The organism is Halomonas sp. CnH100-B (assembly GCF_024124605.1).
Classification (GTDB): Bacteria; Pseudomonadota; Gammaproteobacteria; order Pseudomonadales; family Halomonadaceae; genus Vreelandella.
Genome location: NZ_JAMXRX010000004.1, coordinates 30,577 through 50,598, shown reverse-complemented (window position 1 = coordinate 50,598; position 20,022 = coordinate 30,577). Strand labels below are relative to the sequence as shown.

Annotated in this window: 17 protein-coding genes; 11 read left to right on the top strand and 6 right to left on the bottom strand. The window is 49.6% G+C overall.

The features are described 5' to 3' along the window. Nucleotides 1–27: 27 nt before the first annotated feature. Entirely contained in the window at nucleotides 28–1,023 is a 996-nt protein-coding gene (locus NH398_RS09865; protein WP_253018258.1) for a serine hydrolase, read from the bottom strand. A 350-nt stretch (nucleotides 1,024–1,373) separates the two neighbouring features. Next, the gene (locus tag NH398_RS09860) at nucleotides 1,374–1,694 is read right to left on the bottom strand and encodes a hypothetical protein (protein ID WP_253018256.1); all 321 of its coding nucleotides are present in this window, start codon (nucleotides 1,692–1,694) and stop codon (nucleotides 1,374–1,376) included. A gap of 397 nt (nucleotides 1,695–2,091) precedes the next feature. On the opposite strand from NH398_RS09860, the gene fliD (NH398_RS09855) reads away from it, so the two are divergent. From fliD (NH398_RS09855) to NH398_RS09835, 5 genes are all read left to right on the top strand, one after another. Continuing rightward, entirely contained in the window at nucleotides 2,092–3,447 is a 1,356-nt protein-coding gene (gene fliD, locus NH398_RS09855; RefSeq protein WP_253018244.1) for a flagellar filament capping protein FliD, read from the top strand. A 143-nt stretch (nucleotides 3,448–3,590) separates the two neighbouring features. Beyond that, a complete protein-coding gene (fliD, locus tag NH398_RS09850; protein WP_253018242.1) occupies nucleotides 3,591–4,973 on the top strand; it encodes a flagellar filament capping protein FliD in 1,383 nt (460 codons plus the stop codon). Between the two features lie 134 nt (nucleotides 4,974–5,107). Continuing rightward, nucleotides 5,108–5,929: a flagellin gene (locus NH398_RS09845; RefSeq protein ID WP_139525741.1), complete on the top strand. Its 822-nt coding sequence runs from the start codon at nucleotides 5,108–5,110 to the stop codon at nucleotides 5,927–5,929. 116 nt (nucleotides 5,930–6,045) lie between these two features. Then, a complete protein-coding gene (locus tag NH398_RS09840) occupies nucleotides 6,046–9,972 on the top strand; it encodes a TDP-N-acetylfucosamine:lipid II N-acetylfucosaminyltransferase (protein WP_253018240.1) in 3,927 nt (1,308 codons plus the stop codon). A gap of 3 nt (nucleotides 9,973–9,975) precedes the next feature. Beyond that, complete coding sequence (locus NH398_RS09835) at nucleotides 9,976–10,524, top strand: class I SAM-dependent methyltransferase (protein ID WP_253018228.1); 549 nt, start codon at nucleotides 9,976–9,978, stop codon at nucleotides 10,522–10,524. A gap of 32 nt (nucleotides 10,525–10,556) precedes the next feature. Here the strand turns inward: NH398_RS09835 and NH398_RS09830 are convergent, their stop codons facing one another. Genes NH398_RS09830 through rfbB form a run of 4 tightly spaced genes read right to left on the bottom strand, consistent with a single transcriptional unit; the run spans nucleotide 10,557 to nucleotide 14,435 of the window. Further along, on the bottom strand, nucleotides 10,557–11,420 hold the full coding sequence (locus NH398_RS09830; RefSeq protein WP_253018227.1) for a sulfotransferase: 864 nt from the start codon (nucleotides 11,418–11,420) through the stop codon (nucleotides 10,557–10,559). Further along, nucleotides 11,417–12,505: a DegT/DnrJ/EryC1/StrS family aminotransferase gene (locus NH398_RS09825; RefSeq protein ID WP_253018225.1), complete on the bottom strand. Its 1,089-nt coding sequence runs from the start codon at nucleotides 12,503–12,505 to the stop codon at nucleotides 11,417–11,419. The genes NH398_RS09830 and NH398_RS09825 overlap by 4 nt, the downstream gene beginning before the upstream one ends. Next, nucleotides 12,502–13,371, bottom strand: coding sequence for a glucose-1-phosphate thymidylyltransferase RfbA (rfbA, locus tag NH398_RS09820; protein ID WP_253018223.1), 870 nt, complete (start codon nucleotides 13,369–13,371; stop codon nucleotides 12,502–12,504). The genes NH398_RS09825 and rfbA overlap by 4 nt, the downstream gene beginning before the upstream one ends. 41 nt (nucleotides 13,372–13,412) lie before the next feature. Continuing rightward, the gene (gene rfbB, locus NH398_RS09815; RefSeq protein WP_253018221.1) at nucleotides 13,413–14,435 is read right to left on the bottom strand and encodes a dTDP-glucose 4,6-dehydratase; all 1,023 of its coding nucleotides are present in this window, start codon (nucleotides 14,433–14,435) and stop codon (nucleotides 13,413–13,415) included. Between the two features lie 232 nt (nucleotides 14,436–14,667). Here rfbB and NH398_RS09810 point away from each other — a divergent pair, with 232 nt between their 5' ends. The 6 genes from NH398_RS09810 to murJ all read left to right on the top strand — a co-directional run bounded on the left by NH398_RS09810 (nucleotide 14,668) and on the right by murJ (nucleotide 19,988). Next, nucleotides 14,668–15,363: a mobilization protein gene (locus NH398_RS09810; protein ID WP_253018219.1), complete on the top strand. Its 696-nt coding sequence runs from the start codon at nucleotides 14,668–14,670 to the stop codon at nucleotides 15,361–15,363. Between the two features lie 166 nt (nucleotides 15,364–15,529). After that, nucleotides 15,530–16,297 (top strand): amino acid ABC transporter substrate-binding protein, encoded by a 768-nt coding sequence (locus NH398_RS09805; RefSeq protein ID WP_253018217.1) that lies wholly within the window; start codon nucleotides 15,530–15,532, stop codon nucleotides 16,295–16,297. A 69-nt stretch (nucleotides 16,298–16,366) separates the two neighbouring features. Continuing rightward, nucleotides 16,367–17,035, top strand: coding sequence for an amino acid ABC transporter permease (locus NH398_RS09800; protein ID WP_137094889.1), 669 nt, complete (start codon nucleotides 16,367–16,369; stop codon nucleotides 17,033–17,035). Beyond that, nucleotides 17,032–17,787 (top strand): amino acid ABC transporter ATP-binding protein, encoded by a 756-nt coding sequence (locus tag NH398_RS09795; protein WP_253018215.1) that lies wholly within the window; start codon nucleotides 17,032–17,034, stop codon nucleotides 17,785–17,787. Before NH398_RS09800 ends, NH398_RS09795 begins: the two co-directional genes overlap by 4 nt. 250 nt (nucleotides 17,788–18,037) lie before the next feature. Next, on the top strand, nucleotides 18,038–18,304 hold the full coding sequence (gene rpsT, locus NH398_RS09790) for a 30S ribosomal protein S20 (protein ID WP_083024671.1): 267 nt from the start codon (nucleotides 18,038–18,040) through the stop codon (nucleotides 18,302–18,304). A gap of 106 nt (nucleotides 18,305–18,410) precedes the next feature. After that, nucleotides 18,411–19,988, top strand: coding sequence for a murein biosynthesis integral membrane protein MurJ (gene murJ, locus NH398_RS09785; RefSeq protein ID WP_253018213.1), 1,578 nt, complete (start codon nucleotides 18,411–18,413; stop codon nucleotides 19,986–19,988). Nucleotides 19,989–20,022 lie beyond the last annotated feature (34 nt).

The window sequence follows — 20,022 nt, the reverse complement described above, 5'->3', positions numbered from 1 at the left end:
GATTGACAGGAGCAGTGGCGTACGTCGTTAATCCTCTTCCAATAAGCCAGTCACCAGTGCGTTGAGCTGCTGCTGGAACTGGCCACCGGGCGATGGCGGGGTTGGGTCTGAGGTAATCACCACCGTCATCTCCCGCTCGGGAATCACATATAGCGCCTGCCCGCCGTATCCTCTTCCGTAAGCGACGTGTTCATCCGCGAGCGTCGTGATAAACCAGCCAAAGCCGTAGCCATCGCCCGTCCAGGGTGATTGGCCTCTGGGCGTCCATGAATCTTCTACCCAGCCTTCAGGCAGCACGCGCTGGCCATTGGCCACGCCGTCGTTGCGGTACAGCTCCCCAATCGCAATGAGCGCGCGAGGGGAAAGCTGCATATCGTTACCGCCAAAGTAGATCCCTTGAGGGTCTTGCGGCCATGGGGGAATCGCAATGCCGAGTGGTTCGCCTAACAAGCGCTGGGCAAGCGCGAGGGTGCTTTCACCGCTGGCCTGAGTGAGCGCCGCCGAGAGCAAATGGCTGGTGCCGGTGGAGTAGAGCATGCGCCCGCCTGGGCGGTCCACGAATGGGCGAGTGAGCGCATCGTTTACCCAATGGGCGCTGGCCACCCAAGCGCCATAGTTGCTGCCCGAAGTACGCTCTAATCCCGCTTGTTGCGCCAGTAAATGCGCTACGGTGATGTCGTTCACTTGTGGGGCAGCAGCGCTGGGCACACTATCTAGTAGCGCCACCAGCGGCTGGTCAACGGACTCAATGACGCCCGCCTTGATCGCCGCCCCGGTGATGGCGGCTAACACCGTTTTAGACAGCGATTTGACGTTGGCAGGTGCTGCAACGCCTGGGCCCCCTTGGTGATGTTCATGAATGATGTTGCCGTCATGAGCGACCACCACGGTGTGTAGGCGATCGAGTGCCCGAGCTTGCTGATCGAGTGCTTGCAGTGAATTGGGAGAGGGCATTTGGGCGACCACGTGGGTGGTTGTCACAGCACTCAGCACGCATGTCAGCGCAAGAGCAATGGTTTTCATGGCAGCACCTAAGAGGGGAAAAGTAAGGTTCTGAAAACCGTGATGAAGCAAGGTTCCCTCAAAGAGGCAATCATGGCGATTACGCAAATCGTTAAAAAGCCTGCTACGCTAAAAGCGCCTATTGAAGGGAAGCAACCCTTTGATTTCCATGAAACGCTAAAGCAAGGAGTGCCGTTATGCGTAACATTATCTATATCATCGGCCTGATCGTTGTCGTCCTGTTTATTCTTTCACTGCTCGGTCTGCGTTAGGTCGTATTCTCAACGACTTAGTGCTATTTGAGTGCTCTGAAACGCCCGCTTCCTTCCAGCGGGCGTTTTCTTTACTTGTCTTGTGCTTCTGTACATCGGTTAGGCGCAGTCAGCGGCGCCTTGCCCAAACATATCGAACATCAATTCTCGACCGAGTGGCGTCAAAACGAAGCGACCGTAGTCGTTAAGCATGGCGGCATCGCTCTCTTCCAACGTCTTCTGACAAAGCGCCCAACGAGGGTGCTGATGGCGCAGAGCGTCTAGCTCCTGGCGTGACAACCCACGCTGCGGCAGCGTGATCGTTTCGAGCACGTGGCCGCTCTCATACAGCAGCTCTGCCATGCTAGAAAGGCAGTGGCGTAAGCTACGCTGAATGTGAAAAGAGGCAGTCGACGCAGAGGGTAGCGCTTCAGCGGGCATGGGGTGTGGCTCCTGCAATCGCAGCGAAATGGAGTTGCTGCGGTGCATTGTAAAGCAGGGTTGGGTGTTAGACCAAGGTCTATATTTTTCGCGCCGTGTCGTCGCACCCAGGGAGAAAAAGATGGCGAGCTGTCAAAAAATTGCAGCTTTTGATGTTTATATTTAACGCTTCCAATAATATTCAAACTTTTTTTAGATTCGTATTGTTACTTGTTTTTACATATAGATACTTAAAAATTAGTCATACTGTTTAACTCGTGTTTTTTATTGCCGAGAATTATATGACATCGTTAATTTTTAACCGTCACTACGGACTGTCGTACTACGCTAGGAAGTGTGTTGCCTCTTGATTAGGAGTGGCTAATAGCGAGTAAAACGCACCACTAAAGGTTGGATTATGGCTTCTATTACATCGTTAGGTATCGGTTCTGGTTTGGATCTCAATGGCTTGCTGACCCAGTTGCAGCAAGCAGAGCGCGCTAAACTCGAGCCCATTCAGCAGCGTATCGAATCAGAGCAAGCACAAATTTCTGCCTATGGGCAGCTGCAAAGCGCTCTGTCTTCGTTCCAGGCTTCTACCAAGGCACTGAATGAGCAAGATGCGTTTGAAAGCCTGAGTACTAGCGTAGAGGGAGGCGCCGTTACTGCCGTTAGCGATAATGAGGCTCAAGCAGGTCAATACGATATTCAAGTCGATCAGCTAGCAACAGCAGGCAGCTTAGTGACGGAGCGCCTGGACGCGCCTGATACGGCACTGGTTTCTGGTCAGCAATCGCTAACGTTCTCTCTAGCAGAAGGCAGCATAGATCCCATTACGCTTGAGGATGGCAGTACGCTAGAAGACATGCGGGATGCGATCAACGCTCAGAGTGAGGGACGTTTAAGTGCTTCTATTATTAATGATGGTGAAGGTTACCGCCTATCTGTGAATGCAACAGAAACTGGCGCTGCTGCTAGTATCCAAAGCACCAACTTCACGCAAATCTTGGACGCTGGCGTCACCACCAGTGATACCCAGGTGGTGCAGGCGGGCCAGGATGCCGCGTTCAACGTCAACGGCATTGATATCGTGAGCGCTACCAATCGTGTCGAAGGTGCCATTCAGGGGCTGACGCTGACGTTGTCAGAAGCCAATGCAAGCAGCACCGTCACCGTTTCTCAGGATAGTGATGCGATTCGCGAGCAATTGACGGCATTCGTCGATGATTATAACGCTCTGAAGAATACGATAGGGAGTCTCACGGCCTACAACCCAGAAAGTGATAGCGCCGGCGAGCTAAATGGCGACAGCGCTACGCGGGCCGTTGAAACCACACTTCGCCAAGCATTGAGCAGTCGTACCAGTGGCGATAGTTTCAACATGCTGTCTGACATTGGTATCTCGTTGCAGTTGGATGGAACGTTGGCGGTCGACGACGAACAACTCGATGGCATTATCGCTAACCAACCCGATCAATTAGCGAATTTCTTTGCAGGAGCATCAAGCGAGGGTGGCATGGCAGGACAAATTTCATCAGCGATTGAGCAGCTTGTAGGAACCAATGGTCGGTTGGAAAGCGCCGTGAGCAGCTCAGAGAGTCGTGTGGCATCGTTAAATGATCGCTTTGCTACCACAGAGAGCCGAATCGACCAGACTGTGGAGCGCTACCGCGCGCAGTTCGCTGCTATGGACAGCATGGTAGGCCAGATGAACCAGACTAGCGCTTACCTGTCTCAGCAACTCGCGACGTTAGGACAAACAGGTCAAGGCTAACTTTGGCTCGTTCGCTTTTTCTGGCCTAGAGATCTCTCTAGGCCTTTTTGTCTCTTCACTGCCATCATTCCGCTAAAGTTTCTCTCCCTGCTGCCGATAATAGATTCAGTCATACTATTTTCATTTAAAAGGAGCTGAGCCTCATGGCGACGATTACCTCTCTTGGCGTTGGTTCAGGTTTGGATTTGAATGGCCTGTTGACTCAGTTGCAAGCCTCTGAACGGCAAAAGCTAACGCCACTGACCCAGCAGCAGAATACGCAACAGACCAAGATTTCGGCGTACGGGCGTTTGCAGTCGGCTATGGATCGCCTGCAAGAATCGATTACCGCGTTGAACGATACGTCTACCTTCCGTCAGCAGACCAGTACGGTGACAGGTGAAGGTGTTAGCGCCAACGCGGGTGAAACCGCCAATGCAGGTCGTTACGATATCAACGTGATTCAACTTGCCAAAGGTGGAAGCGTCGCCTCCAATAGCGTAGCAATGGATCAGGTGTTGACGACGGCCGCTACCACGTTAACCATCGATTTTGGTGCCACTTATACGAACGGAAGCTTTGATGCGGGGGCTGCGCCTCTCAGCAGCTACTCCCTAGACATTGCCGCCGATAGCACCCTTGAGGACGTGCGCGACCAAATCAATGCCGACGCTGAGTCTGGTGTCACGGCTTCTATCGTTAACGACGGGACTGGTTATCGACTGGCGCTGAGCTCCAAAGAAACAGGCAAAGAGGCTTCGGTAGTCGGTTTTTCAGGGCTGGATCAGCTCACCATGGACAGTGCTACGCTGCGCCCTGGTCAAGATGCTGAACTCGAAGTGAATGGGATTGCCATCACTGGGACGACCAACCGTATCGAAGGAGCTATCCAAGGGGTAACACTGGATATCTCTGCCGTGTCAGAGAGCCCAGTATCTTTGGTGATAGAGCGTGACGAAGCGTCGTTGAAGGAAACGATCGAAGAGTTCGTCAGCACCTATAACGAAGTGCGCTCCACCATCGACCGGATGACGGCTTTCAATGGTGAGGGCGAAACTGCTGGGGAGCTGCTAGGCGACCGCACAGTGCGCACCATAGAGAACCGAATTCGTCGCGATATTACTGATAGCTTAGGTAACGGTGACCTGAATCGCCTTGCGCAAATTGGCATCGATATCGATGAGCGTGGTCGTCTCCAAATCGATGAAACAACGCTTGATGAAGCCATTGCCACCAACGTAGAAGGGCTAACGTCCTTCTTTGCAGGGGAGACCGAAGAAGGCGGCTTTGCTGGACGTTTGAATACCACACTTGAATCGATCACGGCTGACGACGGTATCATCCAAGTATCCGTTGATAGTGCCGAGAGGCGTATCGAGAACCTCGACGAGCGAATTGCGCGCACTGAACTTAGCATCGAGCGCAATATTGAGCGCTATCGCAGTCAATTTGCACAGTTGGATGGCATGATCGCACAGATGAACTCGACGGGGGCATATCTGGCTCAGCAGTTCAGTATGTTGAGTGCCATGCAGAGTAATAACTAACTTCGTTACATTGTTTTACAAAAAAAAGGCATATTTCTCTAAAGATTCTGACTGAGCCGCCGTTAATTAAAATAACGGCGGTTGACCGCCGCAAAGCAGGCCACATGGCCAGTTAATCTTCAAGGAGCACTTCCATGTCTGTGATCAATACGAACATCACTGCCCTGATCGGTCAGAACAACCTGTCTAACTCCCAGGCAATGCTGGCCAAGGCGCAAGAGCGTCTGTCTTCTGGCCTGCGTATCAACAGCGCTGCTGACGACGCTGCTGGTCAAGCCATCGCTAACCGCATGAGCGCTCAAATCACGGGCATGCAGCAAGCTCAGCGTAACACCAATGACGGTATTTCTCTGGCACAGACCCAAGAAGGCGGTCTGAACCAGATCAGCGACAACCTTCAGCGTATTCGTGAGCTGGCAGTTCAGGCCGCAAACGATACCAACACTGCAGAAGACCGCTCTTCTATCCAGCTAGAAATTGACGAGCGTATTTCTGAAATTACTCGTGTTGCCAACGCGACTACATTTAACGGTACTAACTTGCTGAACGCAGACGGTACTTTGAACATTCAAGTGGGTGCCAATACCACCGCTGATGTTGATAACCTTTCTATTAGTACCGTGGACGCTACAGCAAGTACTCTGGGAATTGATGCTCTCAGCGTTGCTGATTTCGATTCTGCACAGTCGGCAATCGATGCTGTTGATAGTGCTCTGCAAACTATCGATGACAACCGCGCTACACTGGGTGCGACCATCAACCGTTTCGAATCAGTACTTGAGAACCTCACCACTGACGTTACTAACCTGTCAGAAGCACGTTCGCGCATCCAAGACGCTGATTACGCCGAAGAGGTATCTAACCTGACGCGTGCACAGATTCTGCAACAGGCAGGTACTTCTATGCTGGCTCAGGCGAACCAGACGCCGCAGTCTGTACTGTCTCTGCTGGGCTAATTGCTACGCAGTTAAAGCAAGAAATAGCAGCGAAGGCTGGCCATTGGCCAGCCTTTTTTGTATGTCAGATCGCGTTACAATGACATCTCACTTCATGTCTGCAGGGTTAGGAAAGAATGTCTCGGAAAAAGTCGAAACGTACAAATAAACCAGCTAACTCTAGTGCGCTGAAACCAGCTATGCATCACTACCTGAAAGAGTTTCAGGAGCATTTCGACAACCGACGTTATGCCCAAGCACTTGCTATAGCAAATCGCTTGATAGACACTTTTCCTAAGTCTCCAGAAGTATGGGAGTTAAAAGCGAATGCGTTGGGTAACCTTAATCGAATGCGGGAAGCGTCTGATGCTATGGCGACTTCATGCTCTTTACTGCCTCATCAAAATACAAAAGCATCAATAAAGTATGCACAGTATCTTTTGCTTGCTGGTTTTGCTGAAGAAGCATTGAAAGTACTACTGCCATTGCACAAATATGAGCCTCGTAACGTCAAGGTGTGGACATGGACAAGTCGTGCTTACCATGTTTTGGGGCGTATTGAGCATGCACTAGATGCCAATGATAAAGCATGCGATATAAGCCCCAATGACCCTGAGGCACTTTTGTGGCGAAGCCGAATCATGGATCAAGCCAAAAGACCTACGGAGGCCCGCAAAGCAGCTGTCAAGCTAAAAAGAATTGCACCTGCCCGTTTAGGTGTTAGCAACCATATTGCTAGTCTAGACCTTCGTGAAGGGCTTTATGAGAGTGCTGAGCAGCATTTCAATGATGAGCTAAGGCTCCAGGATAATTCAAGTGTGGCTACTAATCTGTTGGTGGCCAAACATTATAACCCCACATATACAGTAGATGATATTTATAAAGCTGCTCGTGAGTGGCAGAACAAGTATGTAAATAGTGATCTGGTGAACAGGGCGAGTACAAAAAAATATTCGAATAAGCGGGTGCGCATAGGACTATTGTCGGGCAGCTTTAGAATTCACCCTGTTGGACAAATGATCTTGCCAGCACTGCAGAATTTGGATAATAGAGAATTAGAGCTCTTTGCATATAGTACCAATCAAACAACTGACAACTTAACTCAGAGAATTAAGAAGTGCGTCAATAAATGGATTGATGTGGCTGGTTTAAACGAAGATGAACTTGATAACCAAATACGTCAAGATAGAATTGATATTCTGATCGATTTAAATGGTGGTGGTGAGGGGTCTCGCTACCAAGTGATTTCAAGAGAACCAGCGCCATTGATCGTCAAATGGGTGGGGATGTTGATCAATACTACAGGGCTTGACTGTTTCGATTATCTTCTAAGTGACGGTATCGAGACACCTTTTAATGTAGATAAGTTATATACTGAAAAGCTGATTCGCCTGCCAGACGATTACGTTTGTTACCATATTCCTGATTATATCCCCGATGTTAATGGGCTTCCTGCATTAAAGAATGGCTATATAACATTTGGTTGCTTGAACAACCCTGCTAAGTTATCTCCGCCACTAATCAAAGAGTGGGCTGACTTACTCAAAGAAATTCCTAATAGCAAGCTGTTATTACGTGGCATACAGTTTGAGGGGGAGGAGTTCTGTAAACGTATGGAGTCTCGATTCTTTGAGCATGGAATAGATCGGGATCGTTTGATATTACAGGGGCCCGCAAGACATCAAGAGTTTTTAACTACTTATCAAAGTATTGATATTGCATTAGATACATGGCCATACTCCGGTGGTTTGACTACGTGTGAAGCCCTTGCAATGGGGGTGCCTGTAGTGACATGCGTAGGACCTACTTTTGCAGGGCGCCATAGCGCAACGCATTTGGCAAATGCGGGGCTGCCCGAACTTGTAACTGATAATTGGGAAGACTTCCGCAAGCGGGCTAAAGAACTTGCAAGTGACTTGCCCAATTTAGCAGTGATACGTGCTGCGCTACGTACGATTTTAAAAGAATCGCCTGTATGTGATGGTGCTCGTTTTGCTAAAAATTTTACGAAAGCGATGCGTGGTATATGGCAGCGTCACTGTGAAGGGAAGACTCCAGAAGCGTTGACCTTTAATAAAGAGGGAGATGCTTGGTTTGCTGATGATGCAAAGCCTGTTGAGTTAGTAGAGGTTAGGCAGGAATCACACGAGGTGCTCTTTGATTGGAAGCTTGATGAACCAATTACCGTTGTCGATAATGGTGCTCTATTTACTAGGGACAAAAATTTTTCAAAATGGATGAAGACAGGCAACTTTGCCGTTATTTCATTTGATCCAGGTAGTCTGCTTACGCAACAGTCAGTGGAGCTCAAACAACTGGGCGAATGGCACCATTATCCGCATGCCACATTAGGAGATGGACAAGATGCCACGCTTTATGCAACCTTAGAGCCAGAGTTGACAGGAACACTAAAACCTTTAGAGGCGCGTCAAACGCAAGACCAAGAAGATCCTCTTCGAGTGTTGTCCACGCTGCCTATCAGCACAGTGCCACTTAATGCTGTTGATGGTTTGCCGGGCGTCGATTTGATGGTGCTAGATCACCTCAATGACACTTTAGCAATTTTGAACAACAGTGAGAAATATTTAAAAAACACACTAGCAATCAAAGTCAAGGCTTCTGTTAACCCTTCTCATGAGGGTCAATCGAGCGTTGCTCAAATTTTGGACTGGGCTGCATCGAATGGCTTTGTATGTTACAACATGACAGAATTTGTTTATTCGCCACATCCTGCTATGAGGCACTCAGTTTCTCAGATTGAGGAGCAGCTTGAGAGTGTTTCGTTAGTGTTGGTTTCTGAAGATTTATATCAACTCAATTTGAGACCAGACAGGCTTGTTAAAGCTGCATATTTAATGAGCAATGTTTTTTCAGCTGATGGCCTGGCCAAAGCATTGGCAGAGAAATACGTAAAAATAGAGGGTGTAAATGCGTCCGTCTTGTCAGATAAAAGCTTAGTCTCAGAAGTCACTACGGGAGCTCATCCGAATTGCTTTGTGCACATATGCTTTAATAATATGCACACTCAATCATTGATTGAGGCTTGTGAAGCGGTAGGCTCAGAGAGCCATGGCAGTAATGTGTTTTTTGTTAATAAAGCAAGAAGTGTTGAAGGTTACTCGGTCGCATATGACACGAAGAACGTGACCTTTTTTGACGCGGCTAAAGATTTGGAAAGTATAATTAGATATTGTAAAGGGAAGAATGTTCAAGGGGTCTATATACATGGACTTTTCTTTGATTGGCAGAAAGCGATTCTTAACGAAGTCGGTAGCATTAAAAAAGTAGCTTGGGTCATTTGGGGGGGCGATATATATCGTTATCAAGAGCCTACTAATGAAATGCTAAAGTTGGTTGAGAAGATTGCTTGTATTGCAACCGTAACAAGCGATGATTATAAGGTATATGAGCGCTTATTCGGTCAAAAGAAGCACTTTGATTTTGCTTATCGATTCCCTTTTGATGAGCTTGATAAAAGCTTACCCGTTCAGAAACAAAAAATAATCGTTGTCGGTAATAGTGGTGATGTTGGTAATAATCATGCTGAGATTCTCGACGCACTATCTGCCAAGAAAGATATAAATGATTATAGAATCATTGTTCCATGCTCATATAACGCTCCTGACGGGTATGCATCAAAATTACAGCAGTATGCTCTGTCAAAAGGGTTCTCGAAAAATCGATTAGAGATACTTACTGACTTTATGTCGAAAGAAGACTATTTTGATTTGATTGCTAGCGCAGAGCTGTTAGTCACGGCGCATGACCGCTCTCAAGCTGGTGCGACGATTAATGCAGCTGTTTATTTTGGTACTAAAGTCGTTTTGAAAAAGACTATTCTATATCGTGAATCTCACATGCAGAATCCTATGTGGAGTAGGTTGTCTGATATGTCTATTCAATGTGTTGAATTCACGGATTTTTTAAAAAGCAGCACCGTTAATGAGCTGCCATCGAAGGAGGACTCGATGGTCGAAAAAGATAGGGCTAACTTGAGAAAAGCCAGAGGCGATGAGGCTCTGGGGCAGAATCTGTCTCGTATAAACAGTTTTCTAGAGGTGTGACCTATGAAAGAGAATTATCGAAATCAACTTGTATCTCGCTTACCACACCACTCGGTGGGTGTAGAGGTTGGTGTACATAAAGGCGAGTTTAGTGAGTTCTTGTTAAACTCATTGCGGCCAAAGCAGTTGCACCTTATTGATCCATGGCGTTATGAGCCAAGCGCCCAGTATGATCAATCTTGGTATGGTGGTATGGCCGAGGGGCAAGCTGAGTTAGATGAAAGGTTTGAATCTGTTCAGGCAAAGTTTCAGGAAGAGATTGCGGCAGAGATCGTGGTGATTCACCGCATGGATTCAGCTTCAGCATTAGAGTTATTTGAAAACGAGTCTCTAGACTGGGTCTATATAGATGGTAATCATTTATATGAATTTGTGCTCAAAGACCTTAATGCATCTTTAGATAAGGTTAAAAAAGGCGGTGTTATTAGTGGTGATGATTATCAGCCTGGTGGTTGGTGGGATGGTGGGGTTATAAAAGCGGTTGATGAATTTTGTGAGAAGTTTTCACTAAGAAAAGAGATTATAGGTAATCAGTTTTTGATTTATTTATGATTAAGGCAGGGCTTGTACAAGCCCTGCTTCCTTTAAAGGTAGTTAAACGCTTTCAGCGCCTCGTGTGCATGTTGTTCAAACGATAGAATTTGCTTTTGGCTTAGCTCTTTTTTATAACTTCCAAGACTGCTCGTATCCACCGGATGTTTCGTTTTTGCTTTCCATTGTAGGAAGTCGACGGGTTCGTCATTGTTGTTATAAAACTGCAGCATGTTATCTGAATAGTCTACGTTTAAATGGGTGCAAACTGTCGATAAAGTGCGTTCTGGATCTCGTACAAGGTGTTCGTAGAGTATGACACATGTGTTAGGTTGCTTTTGCATCGTTTGGGCTTTAAGCGTGCTTTTGGACCAATCGCTTGCGATATTTTCAATGGATTGAGGTAGTGTCGGTTTATACTGAGAGCTTATCTGGCTGTTTTTAATTTTTAGGTAAGAGGCTGCTACATCTCTCCCGTCTCGAACTATATATATGAGTTTTGCTTGAGGGAAGAGTTTTTCAATTTTATCGATCTCGTTAATATAATAATTATTTTTGTCCCCATGAAGTCGTGGTTTTTTTTCATTTTCCATAGCATAGTGGCTGTATACGATGGATGTCATGCTGGTATAGTCTTTGGGTTTCGCAGCTTTTATTTTTCCAAGTAATTTTTCTTTCTGAATGCTCCATGTTTCAATTTTTTTCGTTTTGAAAAGATCGTCTACGAAATTGGAATAAGTGTGTTCATCATAGCTCGATTGATATGCGTACTTGTCGCTCAACCATAACAAAAAGCCGCACTCAGGTGGTACGACTATTTCCGGATGACTGTTTAGCATTAGTCTCAGTAGGGAGGTGCCTGATCGTGGGTTCCCTAAAATAAAAAAAGGATCTTGTTTCTTTGATGTGGTTGTCATAGTAATTCTTTAATATGGTGGCAAATTTTTACAACATCCCCGCGTGCTAAGTTAGGGTAAATAGGTAAGCATAGCACGCGTGCACTTGCTGACCTTGCATGGGGTGTTTCGGATTGAATGTGGGTGTAAGGCTCGCAGTCCGATATTAGTGGGCTAAAGTATTTTCTAGTAAAAATGTTTTTTTCTTTTAATTTTTCATGTAACTCATCTCTAGTTATTTTGCACTGCTTCTCAACTATGATTGGAAAGTATGAGTTATTTGTCTTGTTGCTAGGTAATTTAATTCCGACGATGTCTTTGAGATGCTCTACATAAGTCTGGTAGACTTCTCTTCTGCTGTTCAAGATATGATCTATTTTTGTCAGCTGGAGTAGTCCGAACGCTGCGCATATTTCACTCATTTTTCCGTTTTGCCCAGCATGGCTAATTGTGTTTTCATTCGTGATGCCAAAGTTTTTTAATTGGTTTATTTTTAATTTTGTTTTTTTGTCTTTGCATATAATGGCGCCTCCCTCAAAAGTATTAAATATTTTGGTGGCATGAAAGCTGATGGCGCTTAGATCTCCTTGCTTTAATACGCTGCCTGCTGAGTCTTTTACACCAAATGCGTGTGCTGCATCATAGATAACTTTTAAACCATGTTTGTCAGCAATTTTTTGAATGGCAGTGGTATTGCACGGTACGCCGTAGCAGTGCACTGCTAAAATGGCTTCTGTTTTAGATGTGATTGCACTCTCTATTTTGCTTGGATCAATGTTGAAAGAGGATGGGTCTATGTCGACAAAAACGGGAGTCAGGTTGTTCCACAGTAAAGCATGCGTGGTCGCAATGAACGAAAAGGGAGTGGTGATTACTTCTCCTTTAATATTTAACGCCTGCAAGCTCGTGACTAATGCTGACATGCCGTTGTTGAAAAGTGCTATTTCAGGCACATCCAAATATTCACAAAGTGCTTGTTCTAACTTCTCATGCATGGGGCCGTTGTTCGTCAGTTGCTTACTCGACCAGATGTCTTCTAGATAAGGTATGAACTCTTCTAAAGGCGGTAAAAAGGGTTCAGTCACATAGATTGGCTTATCGCTCATGATTCTCTCGCTAAGTTTTTAATATATGAGCCATACCCATTTTTTTCAAAGGCAAAGCTGCGGTTAAGTAATTCCTCCCGACTCATCCACCCTTGGTTAAATGCAATTTCTTCTAGGCATGCGATTTTATAGCCTTGGCGTTTTTCTATAGTCTCAACGAACTGCGCTGCCTCTAACAGGCTCTCATGTGTACCCGTATCTAACCAAGCAAACCCACGGCCTAACAACTCCACATGTAAGTCACCCCGGGCTAAATAGGCTTGGTTGATGCTGGTAATCTCTAATTCACCTCGTACAGACGGAGTGACATTTCGAGCGATATCAATCACATCATTGTCATAAAAATATAGACCGGTAACCGCGTAATGTGATCGTGGTTGTTGTGGTTTTTCCTCAATACTAATAGCGCGTCTGTCTTGATCGAATTCGACAACACCAAACCGCTCTGGATCCTTTACTTGGTAACCGAAAATGGTAGCACCACTCATGCGCTGTGAAGCTTGACGAAGCTTAGGGCTAAAGCCATGGCCGTAAAAAATATTATCACCTAACACTAGGCAAACGCTGTCGTTGCCGATAAAGCGTTCGCCAATCAAAAACGCCTGGGCTAACCCTTCCGGTTTCGGCTGTATGGCATAGCTGAGATGGATACCAAAGCGGCTGCCGTCCCCTAGCAACCGCTGAAAACTTGCCTGATCGTCAGGGGTGGTAATGATCAATATATCTTGAATACCCGCTAGCATAAGCACTGAAAGCGGGTAGTAAATCATCGGCTTGTCGTAAATGGGCAGTAGCTGTTTGGAGACTCCCATGGTAATGGGGTATAACCTTGAACCGCTCCCACCTGCCAAAATGATGCCTTTCATGGTTATCCTTTGCTTATATTAATTATGCGACGATTGATACTTTAATTGACGTCTCGTTGAAGCGGCTTATGTTGGTTCAGCGCCCACTCCACGGTTTTACGTAACCCGCTGCTAAAGCTTTCTTGTGGACGCCATCCGAGCTCATGAGTGATTTTCTGGTGATCAATCGCATAGCGCAGATCATGCCCTGGCCGGTCGGTAACGAAAGCGATCTGTTCTGTGTAAGAGCCCGAGTTGCGTGGGGCTAACTCGTCCAGCAGCCTGCAGATCTCATTGACGACATCAATATTGGCATGCTCGTTACTTCCTCCAATGTTGTAGGTTTCACCTACACGGCCAGAAGTCAGCACGCAGTGAAGCGCGCGTGCGTGATCCTCTACGTACAGCCAGTCTCTTCGCTGCTGGCCGTTTCCATAGACAGGTAACGGCTTTCCAGCCAACGCCTGACTGATCATGAGGGGAATGAGCTTTTCCTGATGCTGCCAGGGGCCGTAGTTATTGGAACAGTTGGTGACCACAACAGGTAGGTCGTAGGTACGGTGCCAAGCCCGTACTAGATGGTCAGAGCTTGCCTTGCTGGCCGAATATGGCGAACTTGGAGCATAAGGCGTTGTTTCAGTAAATGCTGGAGCTTCAGGCAACAAATCCCCATACACTTCGTCGGTGGAAACGTGATGAAAACGGAATGCTGTTCGTTCACTGTCCACTAATGCCTGCCAGTAATGACGGCTAGCTTCTAAAAGCGTGTAGGTGCCCACGATATTGCTGGCAATAAAATCAGCAGGCCCGCTGATGGAGCGATCCACATGGCTTTCAGCAGCAAGATGCATCACCGCGTTCGGTTGATACTTTGCAAACAGCGTTTGGAGGGCGAGTGGGTCACAGATATCTACCTGTGCTAGATGACAGCGCTCGTTCTCACGAGCACTCCCCAGCGCGTCTAGATTGGCAGCGTAGGTCAGCTTATCGATGTTGATCACGTGCCAATCGGTGTGCTCTATTAGGTAGCGTATCACCGCACTGCCGATGAATCCTGCGCCGCCTGTTACAAACAGTGTGACCATGTGGTTGAGGTGCCCTATTCCTGAAGCGTTGTTGCAAAGGCATAAAAGCCATCCTAATACTGAGAGTCTGCCATAAGTCTTTTCTGTTAATTGCATGAAAAGCGTAGTTGTGTGCGCCTTTGAGTTTTCTTTAGCAGATCCGCTGGCTTTGCAACGCTACCGCTGGCACCGCTCTACGCTTTTTCCTGCTAAATTCCAACAGGGCATCGGGCCCGACGGCGGAGAGACAAGGATGGGCAAGGTTCACTTTATTGGCGGCGAGAAGGGCGGTGTCGGCAAGTCGATGACGGCGCGGGTGTTGGCGCAGTACTACATCGATCACGAGCGGCCATTTTTAGGCTTTGATTGCGACGCTTCCCACGGCACGTTTTCACGATTTTATCAGGAGTACGCCTCTTCGGTAGTGGTGGGCGATGACGATAGCCTTGATGGCATGCTATCGGCCGTAGAAGAGGCGCCAGACCGGGATTTGATTATCGACTTGGCCGCACAGTCCGCCCAGCCCATCAATCGCTGGATTGAGGAAACCGATGTGTTTGGGCTGCTCGAGGAGCTGGGCATGCAGGTCGTGTGGTGGCACGTGATGGATGATGGTGCTGACTCTGTGACGCTACTGTCTCAGGTGCTAACCCGTTACGCGTCGCAGCCGGTGGATGTCGTGGTCGTTCAGAACCTTGGGCGTGGCGAAAGCTTTGAGCGCTTTACGCAGTCAGAGGCGTATCAGCAGGCCCGTGTGCAAGGGACTACTCTCATAGAGCTGCCTCGTTTGCATGCCAAGCTCACCCAAAAAATCGATTTCAATGACAGCAGTTTCTGGGCGGTGGCCAACGACCGGCGCATGATGAACATCGCCGAACGCCAGAGGATGAAAGTGTGGTTGCGTCACGCCTATGCACAGTTGGATCAGGTCCCGGGGCTTGACCGCTAAATGATGGTATAGAAACGACGCTGGGCTAGTTCCAAAAAATAATAAGCAGGCGGTTTATTATTTCTTTTTTGCTGGTATCTTGTCGGCATTGCGCTGGTGATGACGGAGTCAAAGCCAGCGCCATCCGTATAAGCTGTGGGTTGTATGACCCAATGAGGAAATCCGTATGGCAAATTTGAACCGTTTGAAGAAGATCGCCGCTGCTCTCGCCTTAGGCGTGGCAGGGGTAGTCTCCGTGGCTGCCCAGGCCGACACACTGCGGGTGGGCATGTCCGGTGGCTACTTCCCGTTTACTTATGTCGAGCAGGATGAGCTGAAAGGCTTCGAAGTCGATGTGATGAATGCGGTAGGGGAGATCACCGGCGACGAGATTGAGTTCGTGACCGCGAGCTTCTCGGGCTTGGCAGGTATGTTGGAATCTGGCCGCATTGATACCATTGCCAACCAAATCACTATTACCGATGAGCGCAAAGCCAAATATGCCTTTACCGCGCCTTATGTGTACGACGGTGCCCAAGTGGTCGTGCGTGAAGGTAACGACACCATCAACGGCGTTGAGGATTTGTCCGGCAAAAGCGTGGCAGTGAACTTAGGGTCTAACTACGAGCAGCTGCTGCGTGAGCAGCCGAATGCCGACGAGATCGATATCCGCACTTACGAATCCAACGTCGAGCAGGATGTGGCGCTGGGCCGTGTCGATGCGTTCGTGATGGACCGGGTGAGCGCTAGCCAAGTGATCAGCGAGCGCGGTTTGCCGCTGGCGTTGGCGGGGCAGCCGTTTACCACTATCGAAAACGCGCTACCGTTCCGTGACGATGAAGAGGGACGAGCGCTGCGCGACCGTGTCGACGCCGCGCTTGAGGAACTGCGCGACAACGGCACCTTGGGTGAAATATCTCAGAAGTGGTTCGATACTGAAATCACGCAGCCATAAGTACGGCTAACCTCTGATGATGGCGGCCGTGGCATTGCCACGGCCGTTTTGCTTATAAGCGATACGACGATGCTAAACGTGGAGTATATGTGGGGCCTGTTGCCGGTCCTGCTCAGTTATTTACCGCTGACGCTGCAGATGGCGAGCATCGCCATGGTGTTTGCGCTGATCATTGCCTGCTTGTTAGCGGTCGTGCGGGTATCGAAAATCCCCGTCTTGAACGGCGCGGCGCTACTGTTTATCTCGTTTTTTCGCGGTACGCCGCTGCTGGTGCAGCTGTTTCTGTTTTACTACGGTCTGCCGCAATTGATTGATGCGCTGATTTCCATCAATGGCGTCACCGCGGCGGTACTGGGCCTGACGCTGCACTTTTCGGCGTATATGGCGGAATCCATTCGTGCGGCAATTGTCGGTATCGACCGTAGCCAAACCGAAGCGGCGCTCTCGATTGGTATGACCCAGTCGCAGCTGATGCGGCGGATTATCCTGCCCCAGGCCACCCGCGTAGCCACGCCCACGCTGATGAACTACTTCATCGATATGATCAAGGCGACCTCGCTGGCTTTCACGCTGGGCGTGACGGAGTTGATGGGCGCGACCCAAAAAGAGGCATCGGGCAGCTTTTTATACTTAGAAGCTTTCTTGCTGGTGGCGATTATCTACTGGGTGGTGGTGGAGGCGCTCTCTTGGGGCCAGCGCCGCTTAGAAACGTATCTGAATAAGGCGTACCAGCGATGATCACGCTTGAATCCGTCAGTAAGCAGTTTGGTCAGCAGCCGGTCTTTACCAATGTCGATTTACACCTTGAGCAGGGCGAAATCATCGTCATTATCGGCCCATCGGGCACCGGTAAGTCCACCTTGCTGCGCTGTATCAATTTTCTAGAGCGCCCAGAGGCAGGGTGTATCACCGTCGGTGATTTGCGTGTCGATGCGCGTAAAGCCAGCCGGGCGGATATTTTGGCGCTGCGCCGCCGCACTGCCTTCGTGTTTCAGAACTACGGCCTGTTCGCCAACAAAACGGCGCTTGAGAACATTAGCGAAGGCATGATTGTGGTGGATAAGCTGCCCAAGGCGCAGGCTCATGCCCGAGCAAGGGAGATTCTGGAGCGCATTGGCTTGGCGGATAAAGCGGATGCCTACCCCGCATCGCTTTCCGGCGGCCAGCAGCAGCGGGTAGGCATTGGTCGTGCCATGGCGGCGAATGCCGATGTCATTTTGTTTGATGAGCCGACCTCGTCACTTGACCCTCAGTGGGTGGAAGAAGTGCTTGGCCTCATGAAACAGTTGGCTGCCGAGCAGCAAACCATGATTGTGGTCACCCACGAGATGCAGTTTGCTAGAGACGTTGCCGACCGAGTGGTGTTTATGGATGAAGGCCAGATTGTCGAGCAGGCGCCTCCCGAGCAGCTGTTCACGAACCCGCAGGATGAGCGCACTCGGCGCTTTTTGCGCAAGATTTTGGCGCCCACTGGGCAGGCATTGCCTTAGCGGCGAGCTTGAAAAGGATTGACAGCGGCTAGTAAGCCCTCTCTACGCGTGATAGACTACGCCATCCTCTCAGACAAGACCCGTGAGCGGGCAGCCATAAGACTGCTCGTTACACTATTTGGCAGAGTTAGAAACGCTGCTGAATCAATTGGTTGTTAAGGAAATGTCGTGACTTGGCAATGCCAGCCGACAAACACATAGTAAATTCGTTGCCGTTTTTAGGCAGCCCTTATTCTCCAAGGAGATACCTGTGGCGAACAGCAAGCAAGCACGCAAGCGCGCCCGCCAGGCCGAGACTCGTCGCGTCCTGAAAGCCAGCCAGCGCAGCATGGTCCGCACCTATATCAAGCGTGTGATCAAAGCGATCAACACTGGCGACCATGGCAAAGCGATGGAAGAGTTCAAGGCAATGCAGCCGGTCGTTGACCGTATTGCTGATAAAGACGTTCTTTCTAAGAAGAAAGCTGCACGTCTGAAAAGCCGCTTGAACAAGCGCATTAAGGCTCTGGCGGCGTAAGCCGGCAGGCGCCATAAAAAAACCGGCTGCGGCCGGTTTTTTTGTGCCTGAGCGTCGCCTACCGGGCGATATGTGTATCTCTATTTAGCCTGTAGGGAATAACCTGATGAGCGCCGATACACCACAGCATGCCAATATGCCGCCGCCACGCCGCGGGCTCATGCGTTCGGGGTTGGTGGTCAGCGCGATGACCATGCTCTCCCGGGTGATGGGGTTGGTGCGCGATGTGGTCGTGGCAACGTTTCTGGGCGCGGGCAACGGCTCAGACGCCTTCTTTGTGGCGTTTAAAATTCCCAATTTTCTGCGCCGTTTATTTGCAGAAGGGGCGTTTAACCAGGCATTTGTGCCGGTGCTCTCTGAGTACTCCACCCAGCGCACCAAGCAGGAGATCCGTGAACTGCTGAATGCGGTGGCGGGGAGCTTAACCGCGCTGCTGGCGTTAATCACCGCGTTGGCGATGCTGGGCGCACCCTGGCTGGTATGGCTGTTTGCCCCTGGTTTTGGCCGCGACCCGGAAAAGCTGACGCTGACCGCCGATATGCTGCGGCTCACCTTTCCCTACCTGCTGCTGATCTCGTTAACCGCCTTCTCCGGCAGTGTGCTAAACACTTGGAACCGCTTTGCAGTGCCCGCATTTACCCCGGTGCTGCTGAACTTGTCGCTGATCGGCGCGGCGCTGTTGTTAATGCCGCTAATGGAAGAGCCTGCCATGGCGCTGGCCTGGGGCGTGCTGATCGCTGGGGCGGCCCAGCTTGCCTTTCAGGTGCCGTTTTTGCTGCGTTTGGGGCTGCTGCCGACGCCGTGGCCTAACTTCGCCCACGATGGCGTGAAGCGCATTTTGAAGCTGATGGTGCCGGCTTTGTTTGGGGTCTCGGTATCCCAGATCAACCTGCTGCTGGATACGGTGCTGGCATCGCTGTTGGCCGCGGGCAGCGTCTCATGGCTTTACTACTCTGACCGTTTGGTAGAGCTGCCGCTTGGTGTGTTTGGCGTGGCGATTGGCACCATTATTCTGCCTGCGCTTTCCAAACGTCATGCGGAGCAGTCCACCGAGCACTTTTCCGCCATGTTGGATTGGGCGATTCGTGTGGTGCTGCTGTTGGGCGTGCCCGCAGCCCTAGCGCTGGCGATACTGGCTGAACCGTTTTTGATTACCCTGTTCCACTATGGGGCGATGACCGATAACGATATTCAGATGGCGGCCATGAGCCTGCGTGCCTACGCCTTTGGACTGGTGGCCTTTATGCTGATTAAGGTGCTAGCGCCTGGTTTCTTCGCCCGCCAGGACACCAAAACACCGGTGAAGGTAGGCATTATCGCCATGGTCGCGAACATGGTATTCAACCTACTGCTGATTTGGCCGCTGGCCCATGCGGGCTTGGCGTTGGCCACTGCGCTATCTGCATTTTTAAACGCGGGGCTGCTGGGGTATCTGCTTTATCGACAGCAGGTGCTGGTATTTCAGCCGGGTTGGGGGCGTTACGCGGTGCAGTTAGTCGGCGGCAGCGTGCTGATGAGCGTGGCGCTTATGTTAGTCTCACCTGATTGGCAGGTGTGGTTAGAGTTTGGGCTATGGCAGCGCGTCCGCTGGGTGGCCGGGCTAGTAGCGCTCGGGGGCGGGCTCTACTTTATCTGGTTAACGGCGCTTGGCCTGCGGCTTCGCCACTTTAAAATGAACGGCTAGGCAAGGGGCAGGCGCGTGAGCGCTATTATCTTCT